We start from the raw sequence: 21,825 nt of genomic DNA, 5'->3' as shown, positions 1-21,825 counted from the left end.
TCAGTCGCGCACGACGTGCTTGAGAATCCCCACCACCTGCTCGGGCGTTGTCGCCCAGGCCATGGCGGCGGCGTCGACTTCCTTGAGCGGGTGGACGATGTCCTCGTCGTGCAGGGTGATGTAGGGCGTGCCCAGCGCCGCGGTGTAACCGGCGTCGAAGGCGGCGTTCCATTGCTTGTACTTGTCGCCGAAGCGCACCACCACGACGTCGGCCTGTTCGATCAGAGTCTTGATGCGAATCGCGTTGACCTTGGCGGACTTGTGGTCACGCCAGAACTGTCGGTCTTCCTTGCCGAGCAGGTCGCCGGCGGCGTCGCTGGCGGCGTGATCGGTGACCGGGCGGGTGAAGGTGATGTCCAGTCCAGCCTCCCTTGCGCCTTGCTCGATCTGCTCGCGCCAGTCGGTGTGGATTTCCCCTGACAGGTAAACGGTAAGGCTCATCGGAATGTTCCTCGTCGATTGGGTTCAGTCGGGCAGGTCGGTGACCGCGCCCAGTGACGCGGAGCTGACCGTGCGTGCGTATTTTGCCAGCACCCCGCGCGGGTAGTTGGGCGCCGGGCGCTGCCATTTCGCGCGGCGGCGGTCGAGTTCGTCGTCATCGACGTGCACCTCGATGGTGTCGGCTACCGCGTCGATGGTGATGGTGTCGCCGTTCTCGACCAACGCGATCGGCCCGCCGTCGAAGGCCTCGGGGGTGATGTGGCCGACGACGAAGCCGTGACTGCCGCCGGAGAAGCGCCCGTCGGTGATCAACGCGACCTCCTTGCCGAGTCCGCGACCCATGATCGCCGAGGTGGGCGAGAGCATCTCGCGCATGCCCGGGCCGCCGCGAGGTCCCTCGTAGCGGATGACCACCACGGTGCCGGCGGTGACGGTGCCGTCGAGGATGCGCGCCTGGGCCTCCTCCTCGGAGCCGAACACCTGCGCGGTGCCGGAAAACCGCGTGCCCTCCTTGCCGGTAATCTTGGCCACCGCCCCATCGGGGGCGAGGTTGCCCTTGAGGATGCGGAGATGGCTGTCGGCCTTCCGCGGGGCGTCGAGCGGCGCGATGATCTGCTGGTCATCCGGGTAGGGCGAGACGCCTTCGAGGTTCTCGGCCAGCGTCTTCCCGGTGACGGTCAGGCAGTCGCCGTGCAGGAGCCCCGCGTCGAGCAGCATCTTCATCATCGGCTGAATGCCGCCGATCTCGACCAGCTCGCTCATCATGTAGTGCCCGGAGGGGCGCAGGTCGGCGAGCACCGGGACACGCCGCCCGATTTCGGTGAAGTCGTCCAGGCTCAATGGCACGTCGACGACGTTCGCCATCGCCAGCAGGTGCAGCACGGCGTTGGTCGAGCCGCCCAGCGCGATGACCACGGTGATGGCGTTCTCGAACGCCTGCCGGGTCATGATGTCGCGTGGCCTGATGTCCCGTTCCAGAAGATCGAGCACCGCCTGGCCGGCGGCATGGCAGTCGGCGCGCTTCTCCTCGGAAACCGCGTTCTGCGCGGAACTGCCCGGCAGGCTCATGCCCATGGCCTCGATGGCCGAGGCCATGGTGTTGGCCGTGTACATGCCACCGCACGATCCCGGCCCGGGGATCGCGGTCTTCTCGATGTCCTCGAGGCGCGGCAGGTCGATCTCGCTGCGCGAATAGGCGCCGACCGCCTCGAACACCGAGACGATGTCCGTATGGCACTTGCCCGGGAGGATGGTGCCGCCGTAGACGAACACCGACGGGCGATTCAGGCGAGCCATGCCGATCAGGCAACCGGGCATGTTCTTGTCGCAGCCGCCGATGGCGACTAGCCCGTCGAAGCCCTCGCAGCCGGCGACCGTCTCGATCGAATCGGCGATCACCTCGCGCGATACCAGCGAGTACTTCATGCCCTCGGTGCCGTTGGCAATGCCGTCGGAGATGGTGATGGTGTTGAAGATCACGCCCTTGCCCCCGGCGGCGTCCGCCCCGGCGCTCGCCCGTTCGGCCAACTCGTTGATGTGCATGTTGCAGGGGGTGACCTCGCTCCAGGTCGAGGCGATGCCCACCTGCGGCTTCTGAAAGTCCGCGTCGGTGAAACCCACCGCGCGCAGCATCGCCCGGCTGGCGGACTTGTTGATGCCATCGACCACGGGGGCGGAATGACGACGGCGCGGATCGTTGCTGGGGTTGGTCATGCGGTTGCTCCTGAAAAGTCGCTGGGCACACCTTAGCAAGGCCCTGGCTCCGACGAGCATGGCAGCTCGTCGACTCGCAGATGCTATAACAAGGTGGACGTAGCGCGATCAAGGGCGATTGACGCCTGGGCACGCGTAGACCGTTCCGGCTTTCCGGTCGGGGCGTCAGCGGAATGAGCTGGCAAAGGACGAGGTGCCGTCATCGTGAAAGTGCAGCTGTTCAAGTACTGGGAGGCATTGCGCACCAGTTTCTGGTTCATCCCGGCGCTCATGGTCTTTGGGGCCGTGGTGCTGTCGGTGGCGGCCATTCAGGCGGATCATCTCGCGATGAGCAAGGGCTGGCTTGCCTGGGACTGGGTGTTTACCGGTGGCCCCGACGGGGCCAGTGCGGTGCTGAGCATCATCGCCGGTTCAATGACCACGATTGCCGGCGTGGTGTTCTCCATGACCTTGGTGGTTCTCTCCCTGGCCTCGTCGCAGCTGGGTCCGCGTCTGCTGCGCAGTTTCATGCGCGATCCACCGACCCAGGTCGTGCTCGGGACATTCGTGGCCACGTTTCTCTATTGCGTGCTGGTGGTGCTCACCATTCGGCGCGGTGATGAAGATGCGTTCGTGCCGCAGATGTCGGTCACCCTGGGGGTGCTGCTGGCGGTGATCAGCATGGGGGTGTTGATCTACTTCATCCATCACGTGGCCATTTCCATCCAGGCGAATCAGGTCGTCGCGCGGGTCGGTCATGAACTGATCGATGTGCTGGAGCGCCTGTTCCCCGAAACGATCGGCCAGGGACCGGCGGGGGAGTCCGCGGAGCCCCCGGACGCTGCCTTCCTGCGACGCTTCGATCGCGAGGCCGAGTCGGTGTGCTCTTCGGGCGACGGCTATTTGCAATTCATCGACGCGGGTGCCCTGATGGCCCTCGCCGTGCGCGAGGATGTGGTCGTTCGCCTCGAGTGTCATCCCGGCCATTACGTGGTTGCCGGCGGCCCCTTGCTTCGGGTCTGGCCCACCGGCCAGCGGAGCGACGAGTTGGCCCGGGAAGTCAATGCGGCCTTTGCCCTGGGCAATCAGCGCACCTCCGGCCAGGACATCGAGTTTGCCCTCTACGAGCTGGTGGAGATCGCCGTGCGGGCGCTGTCGCCGGGGATCAACGATCCGTTTACCGCCATTGCCTGTGTCGATCGACTCGGCTCGGCGTTGTGTCGTCTGGCCACGCGAGAAATGCCGTCTCCGTATCGCCATGACAGCGAGGGGAAGTTGCGGGTGATTGCTCCATCCCCCAGTTTCCCGGCGATGCTCGACGCCGGGTTCGACCAGATTCGGCAACACGGGCGATCGAGCGTGGCGGTGAGCATTCGGCTGATGGAAACGCTCGTACTGATCACGGCCTTTGTTCATCGTCCGGACGATCGGGCCGCGATCTTGCGACATGCGGAGATGATCCGGCGGGGGGCATGGCTGAGCTTTGCCGAACACGAGGATCGTGAAGCGCTGGAAAAGCCCTATCGGGCGGTAAAGCAGGGGCTGGCGGCGTCGACGTCGTAAGACGGATTGACCGCACGAGAAAGCCCGACGCCATGTCGGGCTTTCGTTTGGTCAGGCAAGGGTGGTCGAATGGCTCGAGGGCGTCAGCCTGCGGCGATTTTTTCGATCAATTTGGCGGTGAAGGCCGGCAGGTCATTGGGATTGCGGCTGGTGATCAGGCCATTGTCGTCGACCACTTCCTCGTCGACCCAGACCGCTCCCGCATTCTTCAGGTCGGTCTGGATGCTGGGGTAGGAGGTCACCCGCCGGCCCTGCAGGACGTCGGCCTCGGCCAGCGTCCAGCCGCCATGGCAAATGGCGGCCACCGGCTTGTTCTGATCGAAGAAGCCTCGGACGAAGTTGACGGCCTTCTCGTTCTGCCGCAACGCATCGGGGTTCATCACCCCGCCGGGCAGCACCAGGGCATCGAAATCCGACCCGATGGCCGAATCCAGCGGCACGTCGACGTCGAAGGCATCACCCCAGTCGGTGTGCTGCCAACCCCTCACCCGGCCATCGGCCGGCGAGACGATCTGGGCGGTTGCGCCGGCTTGTTCCAGCGCACGCTTGGGTTCGGTCAGCTCGACCTGCTCGAAGCCGTCGGCCACGAGCAGCGCGACGCGTTTCCCGGTGAGTGTCTCCGCCATGGGGTGCCTCCTCGACAATGGTTGGATTACAAGGCCCGGAGCAAGGAGGGTAGAAGACACACGGCGATGAGTCAGGTCATCGTCAAGCGAGCCTGGCGCATCGGCTCCAGTGCGTCACGATTGCCCGTCGGGGTGACCGGTCGGGTGCCCGCCTCGACCAGGGCGGTCTCGAAGCCTGTTCGACGGGCGTCCGGGAAGTTGTATATCTCCGGCAACCGCAATCATGCATGGCCCGAGTCAGGTGAATGCCCACTGCTCCAGGGCACGAACGTAGATGCCAAGGTCGGATTCGCTGTGCAGCACGAAGCGCACGCGCCGCACCGTATCGAGGGTAGCCGCGGCATCGACCACCGTGCCGACCGCGATGCCCGCGGCCGCCTCCACCGGGTAGCCGAAGGCGCCGGTGGAGATGGAGGGAAAGGCCACGCTCTCCAGACCCGTCTCTTCGGCCCGAGCCAGTGCATTCCGGTAGCAGGCGGCGAGCAGCTCGTCGGCCGGTTCGTCCACGCCGTAGACCGGCCCCAGGCAGTGGATGACGTGCGCATTCGGCAGGTCGTGTCCGCGGGTGATCACCGCGTCGCCCGGGCGGATGGGGGCGAGTGGGGCGCATTCGCGGGCCAGCTCCGGACCGGCCGCGCGGTGAATGGCTCCGGCGACGCCTCCGCCGGGCGCGAGTTGCGCGTTGGCCGCGTTGACGATCGCGTCCATGTCCGGCTGGTCGACGATGTCGCCCGTGACACACTCGATGGAGATGCCTTCGATGTGGCGTGATGTCATCTGTGCCCCTCGCCTGATCCTTGCATCAGCATGGCTTTTCGACACGGGGAGTGTAGGCAAGGCGCTGCAGACGTGCCGTGACCGGCAGTCGGCGGGGCCAGCCGCTACTCTTGGGAGAGTCTGCAGGAATGCGATGCCACCCTGGCGTGGCGAATCTCCGTGATCAAGGCGTGCTTCAGAGGTATCGCATTCGTGCAGGCCTTTCCTTGCATGGAATCATGCGGAGGCACGACACGATGCGACATCTGCCATGGATCAGCCTGACCCTCTGCTGCCTGCTGCCCCTGGCTGGCCGGGCCGAGTTCACCACGCCGGCGCGGTCGTTCACGCTGGACGACCAGGAGGTGAGCTACCACGTGCGCGGCGAGGACGGGGCGCCGGTGGCCATCGTGCTCGGCGGCGGCCCGGGGTTCACGAGCTGGAACCTCGAGCCGATCCAGCGCCGGCTGGCCGAGTTGGGGTATCGCTCAGCGATCATGGACATGCTCGGCGTGGGGGAGAATGTGTTGCGGATCGAGGGCGCGCCGCTGGAGCCCTGGGCCCAGCAGGTCGAGGGGTTACGCCGCGAGCTGGCGGGAGATCGATCGGTGACTCTCGTCGGTCATTCCTGGGGCGCTCTGATGGCGCTCGTTTACACTCGGGCGCATCCGGAGCAGGTGGATCGTCTGTTGCTCCTGAATCCGGTGGACCCGGAACGCCAGTCATTGCGCACGGTACCCGAGCAGATCGATGCCCGCCGATCACGAGAGAGGGGCGAGCGTTGGGACGACGAGAGCCGTTGGCGGCAGCCCGGCGAGGCCGGCTGGGACGAAGCTGAGCATGCCCGCCACCAGATCGATCGGACCCTGCCGAGCTATTTTCTCGACTACGAGGAAGGCAGACGTTATGCCGCGCAGTTCGACGAGTCGGACTTCAGCCCGACATTGAACGTGGAGGGCTGGCGAGCCTACGGGCAGAATCCCGTGGCATGGGACACGATTCGCGACTGGTCGATCCCGATCGGTTTCATTGGCTGCCGGCAGGACCTGCTGATGCCGACGAACCTCGAGCGACTGCGCTCGGAGCTGGAACTCGAGCGGACGACGGTGCTCGAGGGCTGCGTGCATTTTCCCTGGGAGGAAGTGCCAGCGGCTTTTGATGCCGCCGTGGGCGCCCATCTCGGTCACGAGAGAGGTTCGGAGCATCGTCCATGATAAAGGGCCACGCCCGTGAAACGGGGTGGCCCGGGCTGGGTCGTCCGAGGTGGATCGGTTGACCGGATCAGTCGTTGTGCTCTTCGGCTTCGTCTTCGATCGCCCCGCCCAGTTCCTGGGTGTCCTGCCCCAACCCCTCCATGGTGTTGCAGCCGGCCAGCAGGCCAAGGGATCCGATCATGGCGAATAGCAGGGCGATGCGCTTGAGGAATGATTGAGTCATGGTGAATGGTCTCCTCGCTCGTATGGACCAATCCATGAACCGGAGAGTGCCCGGACATGGTGCAGATAGCATAGTCCGCAATCGGTAGGGATTCCGGCGGCCAAGGAGGTGATGTGGAGATACTGCTGATCGGCATGTTGTTGGTGGCGGGCGTGGTGTTCGGCACGCTGGGAAGCCGTTACTTCGGCGTGCCCCGGGTGGTGGGCTACATCCTGCTGGGCATGCTGTTCGCGCCGGACCTGCTGGGCGGAATGTTGGGAGTTGATGCCACCGACTGGACACGTCCGATGGTCTCGGTGGCGCTGGGCATCATCGCCTACCTGGTGGGTGGCTCGGCCACGATCGGCCAATTGCGACGGCTGGGCTGGACCATCGCGGCGGCTACCGTCGGCAAGGTGGTCGGTGCGTTTCTGGCCGTGTTCGTGGTCTTCGCGCTGCTGGGTACCACCGTCCTCGACCTGCCGGGCCTGACGTTCGCCCTGGTGCTGGCAGCCATCGCCACCACCACCGCCCCGGCGGCGATCGTGGCCATCATTCACCAGTACCGGGCCGCCGGCCCCCTGACCACGGCACTGCTCGGCATGGTGGCCCTCGACGACGCCCTGGGGCTGGTGATCTTCTCGCTGGTGCTGGCGCTGGTGGGTACCGCCGGCCTGGCCGAGGCGCTGCCCGGAGCGGTGTGGGAGATCGGTGCGGCACTGGTGTTCGGTGGGCTTGCCGGCTGGCTGATCGAGCGGCTGGCCCGGCGCCTGCACGAACACGAACTGCGACTGGTGTCGCTGATCGGCGGCATCATCCTCCTGGTCGGCCTGGCCGAGGCCTGGCACTTCTCCGAGTTGCTCGCGGCGATGGCCTTCGGCTTTGCCGCCCGGTTTTTCGGCGGCGCCCATTCCGAACGACTGTTCGAACCCGTCGAGCAGCTCGAGGAGCTGGTGTTCGTCCTGTTCTTCACCTTCGCCGGGCTGCACTTCGATCTCGGCGTGGTGGTGGAGTACCTCTGGCTCATTCTGCTGTACTTCTTGCTGCGGGCCGCCGGCCAGGTACTGGGATCGATGGCCGGGGCTCGGCTGGCCAAGGCGCCGCCCGAGATCACCCGCAATGTCGGGCTGGGTATGCTGCCTCAGGGCGGCGTGGCCATCGGCATGGCCCTGCTGCTGGCCGGGCAGGAACGATTCGCCCAGTCGGCCGAACTGATCGTCAACATCGTCACGGCCAGCACGTTGCTGACCGAATCCATCGGCGCCGTGGCCGCCCGCTACGGGCTGCGTCGCGCCGGGGAGACGGACCGGACTCTGGGAGGAGGCGTGGATGAAGGCAGGTAACTGGCTCGAGGCACATCCGAGGCGCGCGGTGACCGTTGCCGCTGACGACCCTTTGTCCATGGCGGCACAGGCATTGCTCGACGAGCCCGAATCAAGGGATGTCTACGTGCTTGACGACGATGGTCGGGTCCGTGGTCATCTGGGGTTCCGCCGGCTGGCGGGCATCCTGCTGGCGCACTTGCGGCCCACCCACAGCCGTCGGCAGCTCATCGAGCGCATCACGCCGGGCACCGTGGACGAGTACATGGATGAGCGCGTGCTCTGCGTGCGGCACGACGAACGGATCAGTGACGTGTTCCACCAGCACATGGAACGCCGGGTCGAGGACATCGCCGTGATCGACGACGATGGGCGCCTGTTGGGCGTGATCCGGGTGCGTGACCTGCTGAAGGCGGCCCTGGATGGCTGAGGATGGCTGACGAGGCCTGTCCGCAACGCTAACGCCGTCAGCCGCCGGTCCCGAAGCTGCCTACAGATGCTCCCGGAACCAGTCGCGCGCCATTTCCGCAACCTCGTCGAGCTTCCCCGGCTCCTCGAACAGGTGGGTGGCACCAGGGATGATCTCGATGCGCGGGAGTTCGGGCATCTGCTCGGCCGCCTCCCGGTTCATGCCGATCACGGGACCGTCCAGTCCGCCGACGATCAGCAGGGTATCCGCGGTCACCCGGGCCAGCGCCCGGGGATCGGCCAGGTCGGGGCGCCCGCCCCGGGAAACCACGGCGGAGACGGCTTCGGAGCGCTCCGCGGCCACGTTCAGCGCCGCGGCGGCCCCGGTGCTGGCGCCGAACAGCCCGATGGACATGTCCTGGAGCCGCGGCTGTTCGTGTGCCCAGTCCACCGCGTCTCGCAGGCGGCGGGTCAGCAGGCCGATGTCGAAGCGGTATTCGGTGGTGAATTGGTCGATCTCGTGCTCCCGGGGGGTGAGCAGGTCGAACAGCAGGGTGGCCAGTCCGCCGGCGTTGAGCACCTCGGCCACGTAGCGGTTGCGCGTGCTCAGTCGGCTGCTACCGCTGCCGTGGGCGAAGAGCACGATGGCACGGGCGCCCTCGGGGATGTTGAGATCGCCCGGCAGGGTGCCGTCGGGCGTCTCGATGCCCACCTCGAATGTCTCGATACGACCTTGCTCGTTCATGATGACTCACCTCCCAAGGCGGCGATTACTTCCTCGTCTTCCACCTGACGGAAGTCCTGAAAGAACTGTCCGACGGCCATGAACTCTGCCGGCGCTTCCAGGCAGACCAGTTCGTCGACCTCGCGACGGATACGCTCGACGGTATCGGGCGGGGCGACGCCCACGCCGACCACCAGCCGACTGGGGTTCTGCGCCCGCAGCGAGCGGATCGCGGCGAACAGCGTCGCTCCGGTGGCGATGCCGTCGTCGACCAGGATCGCGACCCGACCTTCGGCGCGTGTCGGCGGACGGCGGTAGCGCTGGCGTCGTTTGCGGATGTTCTCGAGCTGGCGTTCGGCCTCGCTGTCGATGTAGTCCGGCGAGATGCCGTACCGCTCAACGCCGGGATTGAGTTCGACATGCCCGGTTTCGTCCACCGACCCGATGGCGAACTCCGGGTTGCCCGGAGCGCCGATCTTGTGCACGAGCACGATGTCGAGCTCGCCTTCCAGGCGATCGGCGATTACCTGCCCCATGGGGACGCCTCCGCGCGGGATCGCCAGTACCAGCGGGTTCGACCCCCGGTGGTGGTCGAGCCGCGCGGCGATCTGTTCAGCCGCCTCTTCACGATTGCGGAACATGGCTTCCTCCGGTCCAGACTCCTCGATACTCGGGAGTCTAGACCGTGTGGGGAGCAGCGACGGTGTTCGTTCCAGCCTGGTCGCATGCCCCGCGGAGGTCGATACGAATCCTGTGGGGCGGATCGTGAAATTCGTTCCTCCAGGGGCTACATGAAGGGTGGGCCGGGCTTGTGCGTAGTGCCGCTCGGTCCCGACCGCGTGGAATGGAGACGATGCCTTGAGCGCCAGGACCGACAACGACTTCAATCCCGCAGCGGAACCTTCTCAGGCGGTCCTAGAACGCTTCGACACCGACCCGGATCGTGGCCTGTCCCGGCAGGAGGTCCGCAAGCGACGTGCGCGTCACGGCATGAACCGATTGCTCGAGGCCAGGGTGCGGGGTCCGCTGGGCATCCTTCTGGATCAGTTCAAGAGCCTGGTGATCCTGCTGCTGATGGGCGCAGCCCTGGCGGCGCTGGCCTTCGATCGAACGGTCGAGGCGATCGCCATTGCCGTGGCCCTCGTCGTGAACGGCGCTGTCGGTTTCGTCATGGAATATCAGGCGGTTCGGTCGATGGCGGCTCTCAAGCGCCTCGGGACGATGAAGAGCCGTGTTCGACGCGACGGGGCGGAACGGACGGTGCCCGCCGATCACCTCGTTCCGGGGGATCTGGTGATTCTCGAAGCGGGGGATCAGGTGCCCGCGGACCTGCGGATCATCAAATCCGAGGGGCTGGCCTGCGATGAGTCTGCATTGACCGGCGAATCCGTTCCCGTGACCAAGAGCGTGGATGCGGTCGAGTCGGGGGCCGGCCTCGCCGACCAGAGTGGAATGGCCTTCAAGGGGACGGCGGTAACCCAGGGAGCCGGGATCGGTCTGGTGGTCGCGATCGGCATGGAGACCGAAATCGGCCGGATTGCCTCGATGGTCCAGACCGCGGAGAGCGAAATGACACCTCTCGAGCGCCGGCTGGAATCCCTGGGTCGTCGACTGGTCGGGCTGACCCTGATTGTTGCGGTTCTGGTCACCGGGGCCGGGTTGCTGGCCGGGCATTCGCTGGTAACCATGCTCGAGACGGCGATTGCCCTGGCCGTCGCCGCCGTGCCCGAGGGGCTGCCCGTGGTGGCCACCGTGGCCCTTGCTCGGGGCATGCACCGCATGGCCGCGCGCAATGCGCTGGTCAAGCGTCTGGCGGCGGTCGAGTCGCTCGGGGCGGCGACCACGATCCTTTCCGACAAGACCGGCACGCTGACGGAGAACCGGATGACCGTGGGTCTGGTCGCCCTGGCGGGGGAGGATGTCCGCCATGAGGTGTCAGCGGGCCGGTTCCTGTCCGACGAGTCGCCGGTCGATCCGGATTCGCACGATCGGCTTCGCCGCGCGGTGGAGGTCATGGTGCTGTGCAATAACGCCGAACTCGGCGACTCGCCCTCCGGTGATCCCATGGAGATCGCGTTGCTGCGTGCCGGCGAGAGCGCAGGTGTCGTGCGGGCCAGTCTGCTCGAACGATGGCCCGAGCGGCGCGAGGAGCCGTTCTCCCCCGAGACACTGATGATGGCGACGATCCACGTCGACGGAGAGGGCTTTCGTTATGCCGTCAAGGGCGCGCCGGAGGCGGTCATCGATCGTTGCCACGCCGAGGCTGCGGCGGAGAGCGACATCGCCCTGGACGAGGCCGGCCGGGATCGCTGGCGGAGTCGGAACCATGCCATGGCCGAGTCCGGGTTCCGGGTGCTCGCGCTGGCGGAAAAACGGGCGTCGGGTGACGGGGAAGACCCCTATGCCAGGTTGGTGCTGATCGGCCTGATCGGGCTGTACGATCCGCCCCGGGAGGGGGTTCGCGAGGCGGTCGCGGCCTGCCGCGATGCCGGCATCCGGGTACTGATGGTCACCGGTGACCAGCCGGCCACCGCCGGGCACATCGCTCGCGAACTGGGAATTGCCGGGGAGGGGGATGCCCCGCCGGTGCACGGCTCGACACTGAAGTCGCCCGAGGCATTGACCGACGCCGAGCGGAAACGGGCGCTGGCCACCTCGGTCTTCGCCCGGGTCAGCCCGGAGCAGAAACTGGATATCGTCGGCCTGCACCAGAAGGATGGGGCGGTGGTGGCCATGACCGGTGACGGCGTCAACGACGCCCCGGCGTTGAAGAAGGCGGACGTGGGAATCGCCATGGGTCGGCGCGGGACCGACGTGGCGCGCGAGGCGGCGGACATGGTGCTGCGCGATGATGCCTTCACCACGATCGTCGCCGCCATTCGGCTGGGTCGTGCCATCTTCGACAACATCCGCCGCTTCATCGTCTACCTGTTGTCCGGCAACCTCGGAGAGATCATGGCCGTTTCCGCGGCCGCCGCCGCCGGGGCCCCGCTGCCCCTGTTGCCGTTGCAGATCCTGTACATCAACTTCGTCAACGACGTGCTGCCCTCGCTGGCTCTGGGCCTGAGTCGAAGCGAGGAGGCCGTGATGCGGCGTCCACCGCGTGATCGCTCGGAATCGCTGGTCACGCCGGCGGGCTGGTCGGCCGTCTTCGGCTATGGGTTCATCATCGCGGCCACTGCACTGGCGGCCATGGCGGTCGCCCTGCTGGTCCTCGACTTGTCGACGGAGGCCGCGGTGACCATCTCGTTCCTGACCTTCGGCTTTGCGCGACTCTGGCATGTGTTCAACATGCGATCGGCGAGTTCCGGGTTACTGCGCAACCCGATCACCCGCAACCCCTTTGTCTGGCTCTCGATCGCGGTTGGCGTGGTGCTGCTGATCGCCGCCGTCTATCTCCCGCTGTTAGGGGATGTGCTGGGGACGGTTGCCCCGGGGGCGGCAGGCTGGCTGGTCGTGCTGGGATTCTCGCTGCTGCCCATCCTGATCGTCCAGCCGATGAAGCAGGCTCGTCTTCTGTGGGAAGGGCGCTGGGTCGACTGACGTCTCGTCGCCGGCAGGCGGCGACTCGATACAGGTGCAACGTGTACTGTCTGGTGCGGGTGGCCGGACTCGAACCGGCACGGCCGTTAAGCCTGCAGATTTTAAGTCTGCTGTGTCTACCAGTTTCACCACACCCGCGGGGAAGCCGGGCGCGACCTGCGCCTGGCTGGTCGTGCTTGTGGCGAGGCGGATTCTACCGCCTTTCGACCAAGCCCGCGACCGGCGACTTGCCTAGGTCCGGGTTCGTCCCCAGAGTCATGCTGTTCGGGCGGGCCGGGAGCCCGCTCGGTGCGTTACACTCGTGAGCTTTGCATCAAATCCAGCATCTTTCTTCGGGAGTCCCAAGCGATCATGCCTTCAGCCAACGGTCATCATCCTGCATTCAGTCTGGTACGCGCCGTACCGATCGAGGCACTCAACCTGACCGTCGAGGAATACCGTCACGACAGGACCGGGGCGCGCCACTACCACCTGGCGGTCGACGACGACCAGAACGTGTTCCTGGTCGGCCTGCGCACCGTCCCCGAGGATTCCACCGGGGTGGCTCATATCCTCGAGCACACCGTGCTGTGCGGCTCGGAGCGCTATCCGGTGCGCGACCCGTTCTTCATGATGATCCGCCGTTCGCTGAACACGTTCATGAACGCGTTCACCTCGAGCGACTGGACGGCGTACCCCTTCGCCTCCTGCAACGAGAAGGACTTCTACAACCTGCTCGACGTCTACCTGGATGCCACGTTCTTCTCGCGCATCGACGAGCTGGACTTCCGCCAGGAGGGCCACCGGGTCGAGTTCGAGCAGTGGGACGATCCGTCCACCCCGCTCACGTTCAAGGGTGTGGTGTTCAACGAGATGAAGGGCGCAATGAGCGACCCGACCTCCGTGCTCTGGCAGACGCTCTCGCGTGAGCTGTTCCCCGACACGACCTACCACCACAATTCCGGCGGCGACCCGGAGAAGATCCCCGATCTCACCTACGAGCAGATGGTGGCGTTCTACAAACGCTTCTACCATCCGTCGAACGCCGTGTTCATGACCTTCGGCAACCAGCCGGTCGAACGCCTGCAGCGCGAGTTTGAGGAGAAGGCGCTGTCGCGCTTCGAGGAGATCGAACCCGACTCGGCCGTGCCGCTCCAGCCAGTGTTCGCCGGCCCGAAGCGGGTCGAGGACGTCTACCCGCTGGACGACGAGGACACTGCCGGCAAGACTCACATCAACGTCGGCTGGATGCTCGGGGAAAGCGCCGATCTGGACAAGCGCCTCGAGGCACAGCTGCTGGAGGGCGTGCTGCTGGAGAACAGTGCCTCGCCGCTTCTGCGCGCGCTGGAGACGACTGATCTCGGCGCGGCCCCGTCGGCCGTGCTGGGTCTGGAGGACTCGCAGCGGCAGATGGTGTTCGTCGCGGGGCTGGAAGGCAGCGAGTCCGAGCGCGCCGAAGACGTGGAGAAGTTGATTCTCGACACGCTGACCGAGGTGGCGGAGAAGGGCGTCGACCCCGACATGGTCGAGTCGGTGCTGCACCAGCTCGAGCTCGAGCAGCGCGAGATCACCGGCGACGGCTTCCCATACGGCCTGCACCTGATCGTTCAGGCGCTGCCGGCGGCCATCCACGACAGTGATCCGATCAACCTGCTCGATCTCGAGCCGGCCCTGGAACGCCTGCGGGCTCGGGCCGCCAACCCGCAGTTCATCCCCAACCTGGTCCGTCGCCTGCTGCTGGACAACCCACACCGCGTCCGGTTGACGCTCAAGCCCGACACCGAGCTCTCCGCGCGGCAGCAGGCCGAGGAACAGGCGCGTCTGGAGGCGATGAAGGCGACGCTCTCCGAGGAGGAGAAGCAAGCCATCGTCGACCGGGCGAAGGCACTGGCCGACCGGCAAGCCGAGGAAGGCGATATTTCCATCCTGCCGACGGTCACCCGCGAGGACATCCCGGAGGACATCGACATCCCGCAGCCGGTGCAGTTCGTGCATCAGCCCTCGAGCCAGCGCTGGTACGACCGCAGCACCAACGGCCTGTGCTACCTGCAGCTGGCGCTCGACCTGCCGCCGCTCGACCGCGAGGAACTGGAGCTGCTGCCGGTCTACACCGGCCTGCTGACCGAGTTGGGTGCCGGCGACCGCGACTATCTCGCCATGGCCGAGGCCGTGGCGGCGAAGACCGGCGGGTTCTCCGCGTCCGCCTCGATCCGTGCCGGTATCGAGGACATTCACACCACGAGCGGATACTGGCTGATGTCGGGCAAGGCGCTGGTGCGCAATGCCGACGCGATGGTGGATCTCTTCCACCAGCACCTCGAGGCCGCGCGCTTCGACGAGACCGACCGCATCCGGGATCTCGTCAGCCAGATGCGCTTCGGAGTCGAGCAGGGCGTGGCCGGCCGTGGTCACGTTCACGCCATGACGCTGGCCTCGGCCGGCATGTCGGCGCGTGCCGCGTTGCGTCACCAGACCGGTGGAGTGGCCGCGGTGCGCCGGATCAAGGCCATGGACGAGGGGCTGGGGGCGGCGACCGCCCGCCGGGAGCTGGCCGAGCGTCTGGCGCGCCTGCACGAGAAGATCAAGGGTGGGTTTCGGCACTACAACGTGGTTACCGAGCAGCGTCATTTTTCCGAACTGGCCCAGGCCCTGCGTCCGCACATGCGCCAGGGACAGGCCGACGAGGCCTTTGCCCTGGGTCGCCACGTGGAGCAGATTCGCGAGGCCTGGGTGGGTAATCTTGCGGTCAACTACTGCGCCAAGGCGCACCCGGCCGTGGCGCCCAAGCATCCGGATGCCGCCGCCTTGGCCGTGCTGGGCGGCTTCATGCGCAACGGCTTTCTGCACACCGCGATCCGCGAGAAGGGCGGCGCCTATGGTGGCGGCGCCGGTTATGACGCCGAGTCGGGCAGCTTCCGCTTCTTCTCCTACCGTGATCCGCGGCTGGGCGAGACGCTGGCGGACTTCGACCGGGCGGTCGACTGGGTGGTGGACACCGCCCACGAGGACCGCACCGTCGACGAGGCGATCTTCGGCGTGATCGCGGCGATCGACAAGCCGGGCTCGCCGGCCGGCGAGGCGCGCAAGGCGTTCGTCGACGCGCTGCATCACCGCAGCCCCGCGGACCTGCGCGAGATGCGTGCCCGGGTGCTGGACGTGAGCCAGGACGATCTCAAGCGCGTCGCCGAGACCTATCTCCGGCCGGAAGGGGCGTCGGTTGGTGTGCTGGCCGGCCCCTCGCGGGAGAAGGATCTCGAGGAACTGGGCCTGCGCATCGAGCGGATCTGATCCCGTCTGTCGGGTCGGTGCTAGACTGCCCGCGATGGTCGCTGACAGGGAGGTGAAACGATGCGCTGGATGATCTGGGCCGGGCTCGCGGCCCTGCTGGTGCTGGTGTGGTTACTGCTGCCGATCCTCACGCCGTTCGTGGTGGGGTTCATCGTCGCCTACCTGTTCGATCCGGTGGTGACCCGGCTCGACCGCCACGGCGTGTCTCGAACGCTGGGCACCTCCCTGATCTTCCTGTTGGGCGCCTTGGTGCTGGTGGTGAGCTTCATTGCGCTGGTGCCGGTGCTGGTGGATCAGACCATGCGCCTGGTGCGTCTCTTTCCCCAGGCGCTCGAGATCGTCCAGACCCGCGTCATACCCTGGGTGAACGCCCAGATCGGTGCGGAACTGGACGTCGGCATGCTGCGTGACATGGCCGTCAAGCACGGGGAAACCATCGGCAAGGTGCTCGCTCAGGGGCTCGGCAACGTCTCGGGCACCGGCTCGGCCGCCTTCGTTATCGTGATGAACCTGCTGCTCGCGCCGGTTATCGCGTTCTACCTGCTGCGTGACTGGCCCAAGGTCATGACTCGCATCGAGGCCCTGCTGCCGCGCCACTGGAGCGATACCGTGGTGAACCTGGCCGGTGAATCGGACCGCATGCTGGGCAATTTCCTTCGCGGGCAGCTGGCCGTGATGCTGGCCAACGGCATCACCTATTCGATCGGACTGACCCTCATCGGGCTGAACACCGGCGTGGCGATCGGGATGTTCGCCGGGCTCGTCAGCTTCGTGCCGTACCTCGGCACTATCGTCGGCATCCTGCTCGCTCTCCTGGCGATGTACATCCAGGCCGACAGCCTGCTGCCGCTATTGCTGGTGCTGGTGGTCTTCGGCATCGGCCAGGTGCTGGAAACCGTGGCTTGGCAACCGCGCTTCGTCGGCAACGAGATCGGCATGCATCCGGTGGCGGTCATCTTTGCCGTCATGGCCGGCGGCCAGCTGTTCGGCTTTTTCGGCATCCTGCTGGCGCTGCCCGTCTCGGCGATACTGATCGTGCTGGGCAGGCACGGCCTGGAGGCCTACCAGCGCAGTGGCTTCTACGCCGGTCAAGGACAGCAGGCCATGCCTGTCGAGCGTTTAGGCGAGACGGACGGGGAGGGCTGAACGGACCATGCAGCAGATCCCGCTGGCGCTCGACCTGGTCACCCCGACGAGCTTCGAGGGGTTCATCGGCAACGACAACCTGTTGCTCAAGGCCATTCTCAGCGAGCAGGCCCGCGGTCGCGGGGAGGTGCAGGTCTTCATCCACGGCCCGGAAGGGGGCGGCAAGTCGCATCTGGCCCAGGCGGCCTGCTATCACGCCGGTTCCTACGGGCGGCCCGCGGCCTACTGGCCCCTGCGCCAGCTCGGCGGGCAACTGGCGGAGGCGAGCGAGCAGATCGAGGCATTCGCCCTGGCCGTGGTCGACGACGTGGATGCCGTCATCGGCCAGGAGGAAGGCGAGTTCGCGCTGTTCGACCTGATCAACCGGGCGCGGGAGGCCGGTGTTCCCCTGTTGTTGACCGCTCGCTTGCCCCCGGCGGAGCTCCCGGTGCGGCTGCCGGATCTCGCCTCCAGGCTGAGATGGGGGGCCGTGCTGCCGGTTCACCTGCCGACCGACGCCGAGAAGATCGAGCTCCTGCGCGGATGGGCTCAGGAACGCGGGCTCGAGCTGCCGCATGTCACGGCCCAGTGGATGCTCGCCCATCTGCCGCGTGATGTGGGTACGTTGCTCGAGGTGATGGAACGGCTGGACCGTGAGTCGATGATCGCCAAGCGCCGCCTGACCATTCCCTTCGTCAAGGAAGTGCTGGGCGACCTCCCGGGTTGACGGACAAAAACACGTTCACCTGGAACGTTCGTCCCGTTCGTTGACATCCTCCTCGCCCTGAAGGACGAGGATTCCTACCGCGCCGGTGCCGGCATCGAGCCGGCGCCGGTCGCCTCGGTGGGTTCCTGCTTCAACGGGGCTGCCGTACCGGCACCGAGGTGCCGATACGGGCTTACATCCCCTCCACAGGCCATGACGGCATGCCCTGCCGCCAGAATGTTGCGAGCGGCGTTCACGTCGGCATGCGCCGTGTGACCGCAGGCAACACACTCGAACCGGGATTGGCTTCGGCGGTTTTCCTTCGCCACATGCCCACAGGCCGAACAGCTTCGGCTTGTGTTCCGTGGGTCGACCACCTCGACAATCCCGCCGCGCCACGCCTGCTTGTATTCAAGCTGGCGGCGGAACTCGCCCCATCCCTGATCGAGTATGGAGCGATTGAGTCCCGACTTGGCGCGGACGTTTCGCCCCGGTTGATCGACCGTCCCCGACGACGACCTGGCCATGTTCCGCACCTGCAAGTCCTCGATCACCACCGCCGCGTGGTTTTTGCTGAGGGTGGTGGTGAGCTTGTGCAGGTAGTCGCGTCGGGTATTGCCGATCCGGGTGTGAATCTTCTGGACGCGGGCCTTGGCCTTCGTCCAGTTGCGGGAGAACTTCTGTTTGCGGCTCATCGCCCGTTGGGCGAAAGCCAGTTGCCGCTGGCGCTTCGCCAGCGCGTTGATCGGGGCGATGATCTCGCCGGTGGACAGCGTGGCGAAACTCGCCACGCCCACGTCCACCCCGACGATACCGTTGGCCGGGTGGCGCGGCATCTCGACCTCGCGTTCGGTCTGGATCGAAACGAACCACTTGCCGTCGGATGCCGACACCGTGACGTTCTTCACGGTGCCGACCACTTCCCGGCTCTTGCGGTAGCGCAGCCAGCCGAGCTTGGGGAGGAAGATGCGGGCGTTGCCCTGGTCGAGATTCACGCCTTGCAGGACGCGGAAGGCATCGTGTCGTCCGCGTTTCTTGAAGGTGGGGAAAGCGGCACGCCCTTTGAAGAAGTTGGTGTAGGCGCGCTCCAGATCCTTGATTGCTTGCTGGAGCGATTGGGAAGGGGCCTGGGCGAGCCATTCCGTCTCCGGGGCTTTCTTCCAGGCCGTCAGCTCCTTGCACAACGCCGCGTAACCCAGCTTCTTCTCCCCGGCCTCGTACCGCTGCTGTTGCAACGCCAGCGCCCGATTGAACACGAACCGGCACGAGCCGGCGAAGCGCCGCATTTGCCGCTGTTGCTCGCCGTTCGGGCGTGCCTCGAACTTGAAGGCTTGAAGGCGTTGCATGTCTGGAACTATAGTTGGTCTATGGGCGACAATCAAGAAATCAGGACTGGCCGGCACTGCGCATTCAATATGCACGTTCACTTGGTCTTCGTGACCAAATACCGACGCCAGGTGCTGGATCGAGACGCGATCGACCAACTGCGAGACATCTTCACCAAGGTCTGTTCGGACTTCGGGGCGGAACTGGTCGAGGTGGACGGCGAAGACGATCATGTCCACCTTCTGGTGGAATACCAGCCCAAGGTGGCTGTTTCCGCGCTGGTGAACAGCCTCAAGGGGGTTTCCAGTCGCCTGCTACGCAAGGCCCGGCCTGATCTCCGGGCACGATATTTCAAGGGCACGCTCTGGTCGCCGTCCTATTTCGCCGCTTCCTGCGGCGGCGCACCGATCTCCATCGTGCGCCAGTACATCGAACAGCAGCGAACCCCCGAATAGGCGCCTTATATCCCCGCCCTGAACGACGGGGCTTTACGGCGCGTTCTGGTAATCCATGCTCCCACCCGAGTCCTGATGCCGTCCCGGATCCCGAGCAGGGGTTCGAGTCGTGCTTCCTCTGCCATCACGCAGACGACCACCGGGTCGCTCCGTCGGGGATCGAGCCCGTCACTCTCCACTTGGCTCTGGTCGCTGTTGGGGTACAGACGAACAGGACTCGGCAGGAGAGCGTTGGTGTGGGGCGATCCTCACGGCTTGTATATTCGTTAAAACGAATATACATTCGTGCATATGAATATTGACGCCTTGATGAACGGATTGCCCGGCGGGGTCGACCGTGTTTGAGTGGTTGGCCGACCTGCTGGTCTACGGGCTGCTGGGGTTGGACGAGGGCGACCGCTGGTCTTCGGCACTACATTTCTTCGTCCTCGACACGGCAAAGATCTTCGTCCTGTTGGTGGTGGTGATCTACGCGATGGGCCTGTTGCGGGCGTTCGTCAGCCCCGAAAAAGTGCGCGCCTACGTGCGCGGCAAGCCTCGCTGGCTGGCGCGCCTGCTGGCGATCTTGCTGGGCGCGGTCACGCCGTTCTGTTCCTGCTCGTCGGTGCCGCTGTTCATCGGCTTCGTCGAGGCCGGCATCCCGATGGGGGTGACGTTCTCCTTCCTGATTGCCAGCCCCATGATCAACGAGATCGCGGTTGTGTTGCTGGCTGGCATTCTCGGCTGGGAGATCGCGCTGCTCTATGTCGCCGCGGGCATCACGGTCGCCTGGGTGGGTGGTGTGTTCATGGAGCGCCTGCGCACCGAACGTTGGGTGGAGGACTACGTCTGGAAAATCCAGATGGGCGAGGCCCAGGGGGGCGAGCCGGACAATACCTGGGCGGGCCGGCACCGCTTTGCCGTGGCCGAGGTGCGCGAGATCGTCCGGCGTGTCTGGAAGTGGGTGCTGATCGGGATCGCCGTCGGCGCCGGCTTTCACGGCTTCGTGCCCGGCGAATGGGTCACCGAGTACCTCGGCGGCGAGAACAACTGGCTGGCCGTTCCGGGGGCGGTGCTGCTGGGTATTCCGCTGTATGCCAATGCCACCGGCGTGATCCCGGTGGCCGAGGCCATGCTGGGCAAGGGCGCGGCTATCGGCACGACGCTGGCATTCATGATGAGCGTCGCCGCGCTCTCCATCCCCGAGATGCTGATCCTGCGCAAGGTCATTCGATGGCCGGCGCTCGCCTGGTTCGCCGGGGTGTTGGCCGTGGCCTTCACCCTGGTCGGCTGGGGCTTCAACCTGGTGTTGTGAACAAACTGTCGGAGGAAACGATGGAATCTGAACCGAAACTCAGTCCGGTCGTGCTGGAGATGAGCATGCTGGCGGCGGCCGTCGCATCGCGCTGCCCGTCGAAGACCCACGAGCTGCTCGCGGCCCTGCGCGGACGGGGCGTGCCGGAGGGGCAGATCGCTGAGGTGGTCGAGGAGGCCGGCCGCATCAGTACCGAGACCATCGCGCGCGGCAGCGAGATGGTCGAGGCCGTACTCGGCGGCGAATCGCCGCAGACCTGCATGGAGCGCATGGCGCGGCAGGGCGGTGCTTCGGAGTGCTGTGCGGTGGACGACGACTGCCGTTCCCAATCCTCCTGCTGCTGAGGAACATGTCCATGAAGCAGATCCAGGTACTCGGAAGCGGCTGCGCGAACTGTCAGCGCACCTATCAACTCATCGAGGAGGTCGCGCGCCGGGAAGGCGTCGAGGTGGACATCGAGAAGGTCGAGGATATGGCCGACATCCTCGCCATGGGCGTGATGTCGACGCCGGGCGTGGTGGTCGACGGGAAGGTCGTTCACAGTGGCGGCCTGCCGGGACAGAAGCAGGTCGTCGAATGGCTGACGTCCTGAGTGACGGCAGGCTCCGCCCCGCCAGAGGCGAGTCCGGGCTTCTGCCCGATTCAGGCCTTGTGTCGCAGGATGCGCTGCTTGTCGCGCTGCCAGTCGCGTTCCTTGATGGTCGCGCGCTTGTCGTGTGACTTCTTGCCCTCGGCCAGGGCGATCTCCAGCTTCACCTTGCCACGCTTGAAGTAGAGGGCCGTGGGGACGAGGGTATAGCCCTTGCGTTCGACCTGCCCGGTCAGCCGTGCGATCTCGTGGTCGTGGAGCAGCAGCTTGCGGGTGCGCGTGGGGTCGGGGCGCACGTGCGTGGAGGCCTGAATCAAGGGCGTGATCACCGCCCCGAGCAGCCAGGCCTCCCCGTCCTTGATGATTACGTGCGCATCGGCGATCTGCGCCTTGCCGGCCCGCAGGGACTTGACCTCCCAACCCTCCAGCACCAGCCCGGCCTCGAAGCGGTCGCCCAGGAAAAAGTCGAACTTCGCCTTCTTGTTCAGGGCAATGGTGGACTGGCCGGGACTCGCGTTGTTCTTCTTGCTCTTGCTCATGTGCGCATTCTAGCAGGGCAGGGAGTAGGAACC

Annotated in this window: 21 protein-coding genes and 1 tRNA gene; 12 read left to right on the top strand and 10 right to left on the bottom strand. The window is 66.0% G+C overall.

The genetic code is table 11. The features are described from left to right. Both ACESL5_RS00955 and ilvD read right to left on the bottom strand, forming a co-directional pair. Entirely contained in the window at positions 1 to 441 is a 441-nt protein-coding gene (locus ACESL5_RS00955) for a YtoQ family protein (protein ID WP_372590906.1), read from the bottom strand. 24 nt (positions 442 to 465) lie between these two features. Beyond that, a complete protein-coding gene (gene ilvD, locus ACESL5_RS00950) occupies positions 466 to 2,154 on the bottom strand; it encodes a dihydroxy-acid dehydratase (protein ID WP_372590905.1) in 1,689 nt (562 codons plus the stop codon). A gap of 204 nt (positions 2,155 to 2,358) precedes the next feature. On the opposite strand from ilvD, the gene ACESL5_RS00945 reads away from it, so the two are divergent. Continuing rightward, positions 2,359 to 3,696: a DUF2254 domain-containing protein gene (locus tag ACESL5_RS00945; RefSeq protein ID WP_372590904.1), complete on the top strand. Its 1,338-nt coding sequence runs from the start codon at positions 2,359 to 2,361 to the stop codon at positions 3,694 to 3,696. 83 nt (positions 3,697 to 3,779) lie between these two features. On the opposite strand, the gene ACESL5_RS00940 is transcribed toward ACESL5_RS00945, so the two are convergent. Both ACESL5_RS00940 and ACESL5_RS00935 read right to left on the bottom strand, forming a co-directional pair. Continuing rightward, entirely contained in the window at positions 3,780 to 4,322 is a 543-nt protein-coding gene (locus ACESL5_RS00940; protein ID WP_372590903.1) for a type 1 glutamine amidotransferase domain-containing protein, read from the bottom strand. 237 nt (positions 4,323 to 4,559) lie between these two features. Continuing rightward, positions 4,560 to 5,099: a macro domain-containing protein gene (locus ACESL5_RS00935; RefSeq protein WP_372590902.1), complete on the bottom strand. Its 540-nt coding sequence runs from the start codon at positions 5,097 to 5,099 to the stop codon at positions 4,560 to 4,562. A gap of 236 nt (positions 5,100 to 5,335) precedes the next feature. Between ACESL5_RS00935 and ACESL5_RS00930 the strand changes: the two genes are divergently transcribed. After that, complete coding sequence (locus ACESL5_RS00930; RefSeq protein ID WP_372590901.1) at positions 5,336 to 6,292, top strand: alpha/beta fold hydrolase; 957 nt, start codon at positions 5,336 to 5,338, stop codon at positions 6,290 to 6,292. A gap of 67 nt (positions 6,293 to 6,359) precedes the next feature. On the opposite strand, the gene ACESL5_RS00925 is transcribed toward ACESL5_RS00930, so the two are convergent. Further along, on the bottom strand, positions 6,360 to 6,515 hold the full coding sequence (locus ACESL5_RS00925) for an entericidin A/B family lipoprotein (RefSeq protein ID WP_372590900.1): 156 nt from the start codon (positions 6,513 to 6,515) through the stop codon (positions 6,360 to 6,362). 113 nt (positions 6,516 to 6,628) lie between these two features. Between ACESL5_RS00925 and ACESL5_RS00920 the strand changes: the two genes are divergently transcribed. Then, the gene (locus ACESL5_RS00920; RefSeq protein ID WP_372590899.1) at positions 6,629 to 7,837 is read left to right on the top strand and encodes a cation:proton antiporter; all 1,209 of its coding nucleotides are present in this window, start codon (positions 6,629 to 6,631) and stop codon (positions 7,835 to 7,837) included. Beyond that, positions 7,824 to 8,246 (top strand): HPP family protein, encoded by a 423-nt coding sequence (locus ACESL5_RS00915; protein ID WP_372590898.1) that lies wholly within the window; start codon positions 7,824 to 7,826, stop codon positions 8,244 to 8,246. Before ACESL5_RS00920 ends, ACESL5_RS00915 begins: the two co-directional genes overlap by 14 nt. Before the next feature lie 60 nt (positions 8,247 to 8,306). Here ACESL5_RS00915 and ACESL5_RS00910 read toward each other — a convergent pair whose 3' ends face one another. After that, entirely contained in the window at positions 8,307 to 8,969 is a 663-nt protein-coding gene (locus ACESL5_RS00910) for a dienelactone hydrolase family protein (RefSeq protein WP_372590897.1), read from the bottom strand. Beyond that, a complete protein-coding gene (locus ACESL5_RS00905) occupies positions 8,966 to 9,589 on the bottom strand; it encodes a phosphoribosyltransferase (RefSeq protein ID WP_372590896.1) in 624 nt (207 codons plus the stop codon). Before ACESL5_RS00905 ends, ACESL5_RS00910 begins: the two co-directional genes overlap by 4 nt. Positions 9,590 to 9,806: 217 nt before the next feature. Between ACESL5_RS00905 and ACESL5_RS00900 the strand changes: the two genes are divergently transcribed. After that, positions 9,807 to 12,491 (top strand): cation-translocating P-type ATPase, encoded by a 2,685-nt coding sequence (locus tag ACESL5_RS00900; RefSeq protein WP_372590895.1) that lies wholly within the window; start codon positions 9,807 to 9,809, stop codon positions 12,489 to 12,491. 51 nt (positions 12,492 to 12,542) lie between these two features. On the opposite strand, the gene ACESL5_RS00895 is transcribed toward ACESL5_RS00900, so the two are convergent. After that, positions 12,543 to 12,629 (bottom strand) — tRNA-Leu (locus tag ACESL5_RS00895). Between the two features lie 213 nt (positions 12,630 to 12,842). On the opposite strand from ACESL5_RS00895, the gene ACESL5_RS00890 reads away from it, so the two are divergent. Genes ACESL5_RS00890 through hda form a run of 3 tightly spaced genes read left to right on the top strand, consistent with a single transcriptional unit; the run spans position 12,843 to position 17,610 of the window. After that, the gene (locus ACESL5_RS00890; RefSeq protein ID WP_372590894.1) at positions 12,843 to 15,758 is read left to right on the top strand and encodes an insulinase family protein; all 2,916 of its coding nucleotides are present in this window, start codon (positions 12,843 to 12,845) and stop codon (positions 15,756 to 15,758) included. Positions 15,759 to 15,818: 60 nt separating this feature from the next. Next, positions 15,819 to 16,904, top strand: a complete 1,086-nt coding sequence (locus tag ACESL5_RS00885) for an AI-2E family transporter (protein ID WP_372590893.1) — start codon at positions 15,819 to 15,821, stop codon at positions 16,902 to 16,904. A 7-nt stretch (positions 16,905 to 16,911) separates the two neighbouring features. Further along, complete coding sequence (gene hda, locus ACESL5_RS00880; protein WP_372590892.1) at positions 16,912 to 17,610, top strand: DnaA regulatory inactivator Hda; 699 nt, start codon at positions 16,912 to 16,914, stop codon at positions 17,608 to 17,610. A gap of 74 nt (positions 17,611 to 17,684) precedes the next feature. On the opposite strand, the gene ACESL5_RS00875 is transcribed toward hda, so the two are convergent. Next, positions 17,685 to 18,935, bottom strand: a complete 1,251-nt coding sequence (locus ACESL5_RS00875; protein ID WP_372590891.1) for an RNA-guided endonuclease InsQ/TnpB family protein — start codon at positions 18,933 to 18,935, stop codon at positions 17,685 to 17,687. A 21-nt stretch (positions 18,936 to 18,956) separates the two neighbouring features. Between ACESL5_RS00875 and tnpA the strand changes: the two genes are divergently transcribed. The 4 genes from tnpA to ACESL5_RS00855 all read left to right on the top strand — a co-directional run bounded on the left by tnpA (position 18,957) and on the right by ACESL5_RS00855 (position 21,256). Then, the gene (tnpA, locus tag ACESL5_RS00870) at positions 18,957 to 19,370 is read left to right on the top strand and encodes an IS200/IS605 family transposase (RefSeq protein ID WP_372590890.1); all 414 of its coding nucleotides are present in this window, start codon (positions 18,957 to 18,959) and stop codon (positions 19,368 to 19,370) included. A 337-nt stretch (positions 19,371 to 19,707) separates the two neighbouring features. After that, positions 19,708 to 20,664 (top strand): permease, encoded by a 957-nt coding sequence (locus ACESL5_RS00865; RefSeq protein ID WP_372590889.1) that lies wholly within the window; start codon positions 19,708 to 19,710, stop codon positions 20,662 to 20,664. A gap of 20 nt (positions 20,665 to 20,684) precedes the next feature. Then, positions 20,685 to 21,008, top strand: coding sequence for a carboxymuconolactone decarboxylase family protein (locus ACESL5_RS00860; RefSeq protein ID WP_372590888.1), 324 nt, complete (start codon positions 20,685 to 20,687; stop codon positions 21,006 to 21,008). 11 nt (positions 21,009 to 21,019) lie between these two features. Beyond that, positions 21,020 to 21,256, top strand: coding sequence for a thioredoxin family protein (locus tag ACESL5_RS00855; protein WP_372590887.1), 237 nt, complete (start codon positions 21,020 to 21,022; stop codon positions 21,254 to 21,256). Positions 21,257 to 21,306: 50 nt separating this feature from the next. On the opposite strand, the gene smpB is transcribed toward ACESL5_RS00855, so the two are convergent. After that, positions 21,307 to 21,792, bottom strand: a complete 486-nt coding sequence (smpB, locus tag ACESL5_RS00850; RefSeq protein WP_372590886.1) for an SsrA-binding protein SmpB — start codon at positions 21,790 to 21,792, stop codon at positions 21,307 to 21,309. Between the last annotated feature and the right edge of the window lie 33 nt (positions 21,793 to 21,825).

Origin of the sequence: Guyparkeria sp., from assembly GCF_041687595.1 — a bacterium.
GTDB lineage: Bacteria > Pseudomonadota > Gammaproteobacteria > Halothiobacillales > Halothiobacillaceae > Guyparkeria.
The sequence above is the reverse complement of the archived record's forward strand: the minus strand, read 5'-3'. Positions and strand labels throughout refer to the sequence as shown.